6 protein-coding genes and 1 pseudogene are annotated in these 10,003 nt (G+C 56.5%); all 7 read right to left on the bottom strand.

Annotated features, from left to right (window positions below; genetic code table 11):
• Window positions 1-30: 30 nt before the first annotated feature.
• Window positions 31-984 carry an HlyD family secretion protein gene (locus tag JIN87_RS20600; protein ID WP_200357509.1) on the bottom strand — a complete coding sequence of 318 codons (954 nt, stop codon included), beginning with the start codon at window positions 982-984 and terminating at the stop codon, window positions 31-33.
• A gap of 3 nt (window positions 985-987) precedes the next feature.
• Window positions 988-1,347 (bottom strand): DUF3302 domain-containing protein, encoded by a 360-nt coding sequence (locus JIN87_RS20605; RefSeq protein ID WP_200357510.1) that lies wholly within the window; start codon window positions 1,345-1,347, stop codon window positions 988-990.
• Window positions 1,348-1,377: 30 nt separating this feature from the next.
• The gene (locus JIN87_RS20610; RefSeq protein WP_200357511.1) at window positions 1,378-2,772 is read right to left on the bottom strand and encodes an efflux transporter outer membrane subunit; all 1,395 of its coding nucleotides are present in this window, start codon (window positions 2,770-2,772) and stop codon (window positions 1,378-1,380) included.
• Between the two features lie 1,084 nt (window positions 2,773-3,856).
• Complete coding sequence (locus JIN87_RS20615; RefSeq protein WP_200357512.1) at window positions 3,857-5,314, bottom strand: arylsulfatase; 1,458 nt, start codon at window positions 5,312-5,314, stop codon at window positions 3,857-3,859.
• A gap of 324 nt (window positions 5,315-5,638) precedes the next feature.
• Complete coding sequence (locus JIN87_RS20620) at window positions 5,639-6,442, bottom strand: hypothetical protein (protein WP_200357513.1); 804 nt, start codon at window positions 6,440-6,442, stop codon at window positions 5,639-5,641.
• Between the two features lie 875 nt (window positions 6,443-7,317).
• Window positions 7,318-8,772: a sulfatase-like hydrolase/transferase gene (locus JIN87_RS20625; protein ID WP_200357514.1), complete on the bottom strand. Its 1,455-nt coding sequence runs from the start codon at window positions 8,770-8,772 to the stop codon at window positions 7,318-7,320.
• 568 nt (window positions 8,773-9,340) lie between these two features.
• Window positions 9,341-10,003 (bottom strand): annotated as a pseudogene (locus JIN87_RS20630) (hypothetical protein); the annotation flags it as partial.

A 10,003-nucleotide genomic window follows, 5' to 3' on the forward strand; every position in this document is an offset into this window, starting at 1 on the left:
GGCCGTTGGGACAACGGCCGCTACCTGTATCTATTTTACTGGATACACGTAGTTGAGCCAGCCTGCCATGCGCAGGAGGACGCGGCGGACCATGCCGACGTGTAGCGGGTCGTGGGACTGGATGACCGCGACTTTGCCTTGGAGCCCGATGGGAAGCTCGTACTGGTCTAGATCGTCTGTGAGCTCGATGATGGCGATGGGACGGTCGGCGTGCTTGAGCATGTCGGAGGAGGTCAGGCTGCCGCTGAACTGATACTCGGCTTCCGCTATGTAGGGAAGGATGGTCTTGACCTCGCCTGTGAACACTCGGCCGGGCAAGGCGTCGAAAACGACTTCTGCGATGTCGCCTTCGTGGAGGTTCGAGAGGGCGTTTTGCCAGAAGCTGGCGATGATTTGTCGCTTCTCGGTTGGGACGAAGACCATGGCTGGACGGAATGGCAGATTCGCGGTCAGGACTCCGGGACGGAGGCCCATCTGGGTGACGACGCCGCGGCTGGGCGCTCGCACGGTGGTGCTGTCGAGGTTGAACTGGGCTTCGCGAACTTTCGCTTCGAGTTCCGCTACTTGGGCTTCGAAGGCTTGAAGTTCGTAGAGCGAGCCGGCTTCCATCTCCTCGAGCGCTCGGGATTGCTCGACGCGTACTTTGGCGAACTCGAGTTTCGCGTGCAGCTCGTCTACCTGCGCTTGGAAGGGCGTCGGGTCGATCTGGAAGAGGATGGCTCCTTTTTCTACTTCCTGGTTCGGTTCGGCGTGCACTTCGGTCACGATACCGCGGACTGCGGGTACGATGGGAACGCTGGCGTACACCTCTTTGGCGTATTTGCCGTAGGGGTGGGAGAAGTTCATCACGAAGACGATGGTGCCGACGAAGGCTACCCCGCCGAGAATGGCGGTGGGCACGGTCCACTTGTTGAGTGGAATTTTGAATACCTTGAAGCAGGTGACGCAGAATGCGGTGTAAAGTAGTAATAGTAACAGATCCATGACTTAGCTCTCCTTGTTAGATTCTTTGACGGTGGCGAGTTGGCTCTCGAGGTGGTCTACCTTTTCCACGAGGGCGTCGATTTTCGCTAGCAGCTCTTGGTTTGGTGACGGTGAAGAGCTCGTATTCGATTTTTTGCTACCCCATCCTGTTTCTTTGTTGTAGAGGGTGGCCCAAATCCAGAGGAAGGGCCAGATGGCGTGCAGCGTGAAGAGGCTGACCCAGCCTCCGTAGTGAATGGCTTCCGCGTGCGGATGGTTTCGTTTCTTGGCCATTTCGTACGGGATGTCGTGGATCACGATGATCGCGTAGAAGAAGAACAAGACTACGAAGAGGACGAGTATGAGCGCGAATATGTTTAACATGACTTTTGTAGGTTTTTAATTGATACCGGTTTAACCCTCGAAATTTCCTCCGAGCGCGAGGTGCAGATCGATACGTTGCTGGAGACGTTTGTCGCGGATGCGTAGTAAGCTTACGCGGGCGCCGATGACTTCTGCCTGCTGGATGAGCACGAAGAGAAATTCGATGCGTCCTTGCTCGAACTGGGCGTTGGAGACGCGTAGGGCGTTTTCGGATTCGACGAGCACTTCGCGGATGTAGTCCTCTTGCTCGCGCAGGAGGGATTCGTTGCTGAGGCCTTGCTCGACTTCGCTGAAGGCTTTGAGGGCGAGCTTCCCGTACTCGGCGAGGGCTTCTTGCTGTTGTGCGGTTTCGATCTCTACTTGAGCTTCCAGTTCTCCGCCGGTGTAGAGCGGGGCGAGGAAGTTGGCTCCAGCGGTCCAGTAGTCGCTTCCGAGGCCGATCATGTCGGTGAGGTCGCTAGTGGAAGAGCCTGCTCCCGCGGAGAGCGCGATGCTCGGTAGGCGCGCGGCTTTGGCTTCTTGAATCTCGAAGAACTGGGCGGCGACCTTACGTTCGGCGGCTTGCAGGTCTGGGCGACGCTCGAGCAGTTCGGATGGGATTCCGACTGGAATGGGCGGCGGCGTGGCGACCAGCTCCTCGGCTCCTTCGATTTCGGCGGACGGATAGCGTCCGAGCAGGATTTCCAATGAGCGTGCGGCTTGGTTCTTGGCGGAGGTGGCCCGGCGTATGACGATTTCGCCTTGGGCGATGCGGGCCTTGGCTTGAGAGACTTCTTTTTTGGTGACCTGGCCGATCTCGTATTTTGCTTCGACGACTTCGAGGGAGCGTTTGTAGAGGTCGATGGCTTTTTGAGCTTCGGCTACCTGGAGGGTGGCTTCGGTGAGGAAGAAGTAGGCTTTGGCGGTCTGGGCGGCTACGGATTGGTAGACGGCCTCGAGCTCGAACTGGGTGGCTTCGAAGCTGGCGGTTCCGGCCGCGGCCTCGGCTCGTATGCGTCCCCACACGTCGAGCTCCCAGGAGGCGTTGAGGGACACGCCGGATGAATCGGTGCTGTCGGAACCGGATGAGAAGCCGTCGGCCACTTTGGAGCTGCCTCCGAGGACGATGGCGGGTTTGAGCTCGGCTCCTGCCTGGGTGGCTTCTGCGGCGGCGGCGTCGACTCGAGCTATGGCTGCTCGTATGTCGAGATTGTGGTCGATGGCGTCGCTGACGAGGGCCTCGAGTTTGGGATCGCCGAAGGAGCGGACCCAGCCGTCTTGCACGGCGCCTTTGGCGGCGTTGGCGGCTGCTTTGAAGTCGGTTTTGGGAACTTCCGCCTCTTCGCCCATGGCGGTGGCGGCGGTCTCTTGGACGGTGGGCGGCTCTTTGACCGCGCATCCTCCTAGGAGGATGAGGCTGAGACTGAGTGGCAGGAAGTTTCTCATATGTGGAAGTCCTTTCGTGGAGGTGCGGTTGCGTCTGGAGAGTTGATCTTTTGGAGGGCTATTTTGGCTTAAAATCGCTCCGGGGGATATGGGACTTTGGGCTTACGCAGGGTTCTGGGTGCTGGGGGCTGGGGTTGTTTTTTTAACCACTACCGAGCGACAGCGACACTCGAGGAGCGTAGCGAGGAGACAAGGGCACGAAGGGCGCGAAGGGGGGGCTGCAGTGTTGTTGAGGACCACCGATGGCGCCGATTTGCACCGATGTTTGTGGAGGGAGTGGGTCTCGTTTGGGGGAGGTATCGGTGAATATCGGTGTCCTCGGTGGTTGTCTGGGTTCCGGGGGTTGGATGCCGGGTGTGTGGGCTCTGCGGCACGCCGGCGAGCGGCGGCCCTACAGGGGGACGGGATGGTGCTTGTGGCCATCGGGGACGCGCCTTCGCGTTAAGCTTCGGCGAGTCGAGCAATGGTCGCTGCCTGAAATGCAAACGGCGGTCTTTGTGAGACCGCCGTTTTGATTACCCCTGATATGTTACCCTAAGCTATGTACCTAGAAACTGTTTGTTTTGGAAATTAGCTTTGTGAGTCTGTGTGTTTTTGGATCTGGATACACTGTATCACGAGGTGGAGAATTTTGATATAGGACTTTGGGCTTATGCTGGGTGGCAGCGGGGGGGCTTTTTCTACCACGGAGTGCACGGAGAACGCAGAGGGATCTTGCTGCGTTTTTGAGGACCACTGATAGCACCGATTTGCACCGATGCGCGTGGTGGGGATTGGCTTGTTTTGGGGTGGTATCGGTGAATGTCGGTGTCATCGGTGGTTGGATACTTGGGGTTCTGGGAGTGGGGAAGATGGGCTTGTGTTTTTTTAACCACGGATTGCACGGAGTGCACGGATTGATCCTGCAATGGGGGGCTGTGTGTTCTGTGGTTTTTAATGGTTGCGCTCGCGTGACGGGGAGGGGCTTTGAATCGCGTGACGAGCACGCTCCCACGGGGATGCGAAAAGGGCGGTCTCTTGGTGAGACCGCCCTTGGCTTGAATTGCTTGTATTGGTTTATGGACTACTCGTTACACTTGAGTGATTAGAGATTGGTCATGTTTGGCGCTGGTGGATTGGGATATTCCTTGAGCGTTGCCTTGTACTGGGCGATGAGCTTGCTGTACATGGCGAGTACCCAGGCGTTTCCTGATACTAAGGTATCCTGCATTTCTCTTGGGTCTGCCTCGATGTTGTAGATGCGTGGGAAACCATTGGTTTCTTCGGCCTTGCCCAGGTATCCAGCAATGACCGGATTGGTGTCTGTGGAAGCATTGACCACCATTGGGTACAAGCGCCACTGGTTCCAGCGAACGGCTGCGATGCGATCTCCGATGAAGGTGATCAGGTGGTCACGATTGGACTCTGCCTTTTCGCCGGTGAGCCAGTCTGTTTGGTCAACGCCGTCGTAAGGGCGATCGTTTGGAAGCTCGGCTCCGGAGACGTTTGCCAAGGTTGGCAAGAAGTCGTGGATGGAGATCATTTCGTTGCTGACGCTTGGCTGGATCTTGGCGGGCCAGCGGATCATGCCTGCGGTACGGATGGAGCCTTCGAAGGCGTCGCCGAGTTCCCCGCGGAATGGGCCGTTGCTGCCGTGTCCGATTTCATCGCCGACGGTTGCAGTGACAGTGGCGCCGTTGTCTGAGATCCAGATCACGATGGTGTTGTCGCGAACGCCAGCGTCGTCGATGGCCTTCAAGACTTGTCCGGTACGAGCGTCGAGCTCGACCACGCTATCGCCGTACTTGCCGATGCCTGAACTGCCCTCGAAGTCTGGATGCGGATCGTTCGGGAAGTGAGGACGTGTCCAGCCGATCATGAGGAAGAACGGATCCTTCTTCTTGGCCTGCTTCTTGATGTAGTCTTCTGCTGCTTCAGCGATGTCGGCTTCGATTTGTGTACGGTAGTTGATGTCGTAAACTCCGATGGCCTTAGCGGCGCCACCTGGCTTTTTAGCTTCGAGCAGCTTCACTTCGGCCGCCTTGCGGAAGGCTTCTGGCGCTCCGGTGGTGAGCATGCTATCATTGTACTGCGTGCTGTCGGTGGATCCCTTGAAGCCGTAGAGCCACTGGTCGAAGCCTTGGTTTTGCGGTTGGCTGTGGGCGTTGGGACCCAAGTGCCATTTACCGATGTAAGTGGTGTTGTAGCCGACCGACTTGAGGGCGGTACCTATCGTGATGTCGTCTGGCTGAAGGCCGCCGCCGTCGCCAGGAGCAATGACTAATGACATGCCCGATCGGATGGAATACTGGCCTGTCAGCAATCCGGCGCGGGAAGGCGTACAGCCTGGCTCTACCAAGAACTGGGTAAAGCGCATGCCTTCGCTGGCGAGCTGGTCGATGTTGGGCGTTTGGAATTTTCCTCGAATCCCGCCGTTGTAGCAGGAGAGGTCACCGTAGCCGAGATTGTCGGCGAGCATGATGACCACGTTCGGTTTTTCAGCGGCGTGAGCGCTGAGAGCCACAAGGCCTGTGGCGAGCATTGATAGGATTCGTTTTTTCATGTGTACGTTTTGTGTCGTTAATTTTTGGTTGGAGTGGCCCGTGTGAAAATTGGTTAGGGGCCGATTTTTCGAAATCTGGAAAGAGAGTATCAATTGGGGCCAAAAGGGGATATGGGACTTTGGTCTTACGGAGGTGATGGCCGGGGTAGGGGCTGCGCGGCGAGGACTGATCGGGTCGTTGTTTTTTTTAACCACGAAGTGCACGAAGGACGCGAAGGAGGGCCTGCGGTGGTTCGATAGATTGTTTTTGGGGGATATGGGGACGGCGACCTCCTTGGGGAGATCGCCGTTTGTGCGTTAGGTTTGATTGTATTAAAATTTCGACTACCAGACGTATTTGTAGCCGAGCTCGAGGGAGACGTCGTAAGGACGGTCGGCTCCGAATGCGAAGGCGGGGCGTACGTAGACGCTTTGTCCGCCGTGGTCCTTGCCGAGCATGGAGCCGATCTCGATGTCGATGTTGCCGAACTCGATGTCGTTCTCGTCGTCGATGAAGCCTTGCGGGTTGATCATGATCCACTGTTGCTTGTTGTTAAGGGTCTTGAGCAGGAAGAGGTCGAGAGCGTGGGCTCCTACCTTGTTTTCGGGTCCGTCTTCGTCGATGCTGATGCGGTACTGGTAGCCGGGAGCGATGAGGTCGAAGGCGCCGTTGAAGGGGAGGAACTTGACGAGGAAGATCTGCGGCCCGAGGGTCCAGGCGTCGTTGCCGAGAGCGTCGTCGGAGTTGGTTGGCATGAAGACTTCGAGTCCGGTGGCCATGGCGAATTTGTTTGGCATGTCGAGGATGGGCACGGTGAGGAAGCGCATGTCCATATCGCCGAAGCCGAATTCGTTTAGGCCGACGGAGTCGACGTCGAGCTTGTTGGCGTAGGCTCGGACACGGAACTGCCATTTGCCGTCTGCGAAGGGAGTTCTGTATTCCATGGTGGTGACGTTCTGACTGTCTTCTCCGGAGGAGCTGAGACTGCGGTAGTCGTTGTAGATTCGGAAGTCGTTGGTGAAGTTGATGGGGTTGGTTCCGCTTCTATCCGCCTTGCCTTCTTGGGCCTGCAGCGGGGCGAGTCCAGTGAGGGCCAACAGGGCGATGGTTTTCACTAGGAGCGTTTTGTTTTTAATCAGGGTGTGCATCGTAGTTTCTCTTTTTTGGTTATCTTGGGTTTTGCTCGGGAAGAGTTATTTTTCCTCGCGCGCGATTTTAAGGGCTTAGCGTTTTTTTAAATATAGGACTTTGGTCCTACGTCTTGGGACTTTGATTGGGGCTATTGTTTAGAGGAGTGGTTTTGTAACCACTAGGGAGTTGGGTTTCCAGGGGGGACGGGTGATGGGGTAGTGCTTTTTTAACCACGAAGTGCACGAAGGTCACGGAGGGATCGGGTCGTGTTGTTGAGGACCACCGATAGCACTGATCTGCACCGATGGTTGTGGAGGGGCAGGGGCGTTTTTTTTGCGGATCATAGTCAAACGCAGTGGATTGCTGTCATAGGGGAAACTGTTGGAGTTCCCGCTTCAGCGGGCCTATCGGTTTGCGCTGCTTAGGGGGGCCGCCTTCGCGTTGAGCTTCGGCGAGGCGAGGAACGGCTGCTATCTGGAAATACAAACGGCGGTCTTTGTAAGACCGCCGTTTAAACTACCCCTAATATGTTACCCTAAACTATGTATCTAGAAACTGTGTGTTTCGAAAATTAGCTTTTTGAGCCTGTGTGTTTTTGAATCTGGATACACTGTATCACGAGATGAGAAATTTGGATATAGGACTTTGGGCTTACGTCGGGGGGGGCAGGTTCCAGGTTTCGGTTTCCGGGGGAGGATGGGCTTTGCGGCTCGCCGCGAGCGGCGGCCCTACGGGAGTTGTTTTTGTGGCCGTTTGGACCCGCCTTCGGGTTGTGCTTCGGCGAGGCGAGCAACGGCCGCTGCCGGGGGAAAGGAAAAGCGGCGGCCTCTGGTGAGGTCGCCGCTTGTTTGAGAGATTACTGATTCGTTTTTATATAATTCGCGTTTGTTGATTAGAACTTGGTCATGTTTGGCGCGGGTGGATTTGGATGATCCTTGAGCGTAGCTTTGTACTCCTTGATGAGCTTGGAGTAGATGCCGAGGACCCATCCGTTTCCGGATACAGCGATGTCCATTAGCTCGCCTGGATCTGCGTTGATGTCGTAGATACGTGGCATGCCTGCTGTTTCGCGAATGGTTCCGAGGTATCCGCCAAGTACTGGATTAGTACTGGAGGAGTGGTACTCTATTGGATAGATGCGGAACTGATTCCAGCGTACAGCGATGAGGCGGTCGCCTACGAAGGTGAGCAGGTGCTGGCGGTTGGACTTTACTTGCTTGCCGAGCAACCAATCGGTCTGGTCGAAGCCGTCGTAAGGACGATCGTCTGGGAGTTCTTCGCCGACGATGTTAGCCAACGTTGGGAGGAAATCGTGTACTGAGACCATCTCGTTGTTGACGCTTGGAGCGATCTTGCCTGGCCAGCGGATCATGCCGGCGGTGCGGATGGAGCCTTCGTAACCGTCGCCGAGTTCGCCGCGGAATGGGCCGTTGCTGCCGCCGCCTACTTCGGCGGGGACGGTACCGGTGACTGTTGCTCCGTTGTCGGAGAGCCAGATGACGATGGTGTTGTTCTTGATGCCTGCTTCGTCGATGGCGTCGAGAACTTGTCCGGTACGAGCGTCGAGCTCTACGATGCTGTCACCGTAAGGGCCTGCGTTTGACTTGCCAACGAAGTCAGGATGAGCGTCGTTGGGGAAGTGTGGGCGAGTCCAGCCGACCATGAGGAAGAATGGATCTTCTTTGTCAGCTTGTTCCTTGATGTAGCCGACTGCTGCATCAGCGATATCGCTTTCGATTTGTCTGCGATACTCGCGGTCGTAGATTTGAACTACCTTTGCCGCTTCGCCTGGTTTTTTTGCCTCGGTGATGTAAGTGGCGGCTGCTTTTTGCAGACCGTCTGGAGCTCCGGCTGTCTTGAGGCTTTCGGAGTAGAGCACGCTATCGGTGGTGCCTTTGAAACCTACGAGCCACTGGTCGAATCCTTGGTTTTGCGGTTGGCTTTGAGCTTCTGGTCCAAGGTGCCACTTGCCGACGTAGGTTGTATTGTAGCCGGCTGATTTCATGGTGGTTCCGAGTGTGACGTCGTCTGGCTGGAGGCCACCTGAGGCTCCGGGAACAATGATTAGCGACATGCCGGAACGGATGGAATATTGTCCGGTGAGGAGTCCGGCGCGGGAAGGTGTGCAGCCTGGCTCGCAGAGGAACTGGGTGAAACGCATGCCTTCGCTGGCTAGCTGATCGATGTTGGGAGTTGTTATTCCGCCTCTACTGCCGCCGTTGTAGCAGGAGAGGTCACCGTAGCCGAGGTTGTCGGCGAGCATGAGGACGACGTTCGGCTTTTCGGCGGCGTGGGCGCTGAGGGCGACCAAGCCGGTGGCTAGCATTGATAGGATTCTTTTTTTCATATGTGCGTTTTTTGTGTTGTTAGCTGATGTGTGTTCGTGGCCCGTGTTTAACTTGGTGTAGGGCCGGTTTTTGGAATTCTGGAAAGAGAGTATCATTTGCGGCCAAAATGGGATATGGGACTTTGGTCTTACGGAGGGGCGGCGAGGATTGATCGGGTAGTTGTTTTTTAACCACGAAGTGAACGAAGGGCGCGAAGGGGGCTGTAGTGTTGTTGAGGATCGGTGATGACACCGGTTTGCACCGATGCTTGTGGAGGGGCAGGGCTAGGTTTGGGGGAGTGTCGGTGTAATCGGTGGTTGGATACTTGGGCGCGGATGATGGGCGTGGGTGAAGGTTGGGGCTTTGCGGCACGCCGGCGAGCGGCGGCCCTACAAGGGGTGTGCTTGTGGCTGTTGGGGACCCGCTGAAGCGGGAACTCCAACGGGGGTGCTGAGTGGGGAATCGCGTGACGAGCACGCTCCCACCTCAGGGATGCGAAAGGGCGGTCTCTGGTGAGACCGCCCTTCGGTTATGATGCTGAACTACTGGTGATTTATACTGTATAAAATTTTTGGTTACTTGGTTTTCTTACCAAACGAACTTGTAGCCTACTTCCATGGAGAGATCGTATGGACGGTCAGCTCCGAATGCGAAGGATGGGCGAGCGTAGACGCTTTGTCCGCCGTGGTCCTTGCCGAGCATTGAACCGATCTCGATGTCGATGTTGCCGAACTCGATGTCGTTCTCGTCATCGATGAATCCTTGCGGGTTGATCATGATCCACTGGCGCTTGTTGTTGAGCGTCTTGAGGAGGAAGAGATCGAGAGCGTGGGCTCCTACCTTGTTCTCTGGGCCGTCCTCGTCGATGCTGACGCGGTACTGGTAACCGGGAGCGATGAGGTCGAAGGCGCCGTTGAATGGGAGGAACTTCACGAAGAAGACCTGTGGCCCGAGCGTCCATGCGTCGTTGCCGAGAGCGTCGTCGGAAGCGGTTGGCGTGAAGACTTCAAGACCGGTGGCCACGGCGAACTTCTTGGACATGTCGAGTACGGGAACGGTGAGGAGACGGAAGTCCAGGTCGCCGAATCCAAACTCGTTTACGCCCTTGGAGTCGACGTCGAGCTTGTTTGCGTACATTCGTGTACGGAACTGCCACTTGCCGTCTGCGAATGGAGTTCTGAACTCCATGGTGGTGACGTTCTGGCTGTCCTCGCCGGAAGAGCTTAGACCGCGATACTCGTTATAGAGTCG

Origin of the sequence: Pelagicoccus mobilis (assembly GCF_016595505.1) — a bacterium.
Lineage (GTDB): Bacteria > Verrucomicrobiota > Verrucomicrobiia > Opitutales > Opitutaceae > Pelagicoccus > Pelagicoccus mobilis.

Bases quoted from the DNA above. Each gene is read 5' to 3' on its own strand.
- JIN87_RS20600 (WP_200357509.1), bottom strand. From the start codon at position 984: ATGGATCTGTTACTATTACTACTTTACACCGCATTCTGCGTCACCTGC.
- JIN87_RS20605 (WP_200357510.1), bottom strand. From the start codon at position 1,347: ATGTTAAACATATTCGCGCTCATACTCGTCCTCTTCGTAGTCTTGTTC.
- JIN87_RS20610 (WP_200357511.1), bottom strand. From the start codon at position 2,772: ATGAGAAACTTCCTGCCACTCAGTCTCAGCCTCATCCTCCTAGGAGGA.
- JIN87_RS20615 (WP_200357512.1), bottom strand. From the start codon at position 5,314: ATGAAAAAACGAATCCTATCAATGCTCGCCACAGGCCTTGTGGCTCTC.
- JIN87_RS20620 (WP_200357513.1), bottom strand. From the start codon at position 6,442: ATGCACACCCTGATTAAAAACAAAACGCTCCTAGTGAAAACCATCGCC.
- JIN87_RS20625 (WP_200357514.1), bottom strand. From the start codon at position 8,772: ATGAAAAAAAGAATCCTATCAATGCTAGCCACCGGCTTGGTCGCCCTC.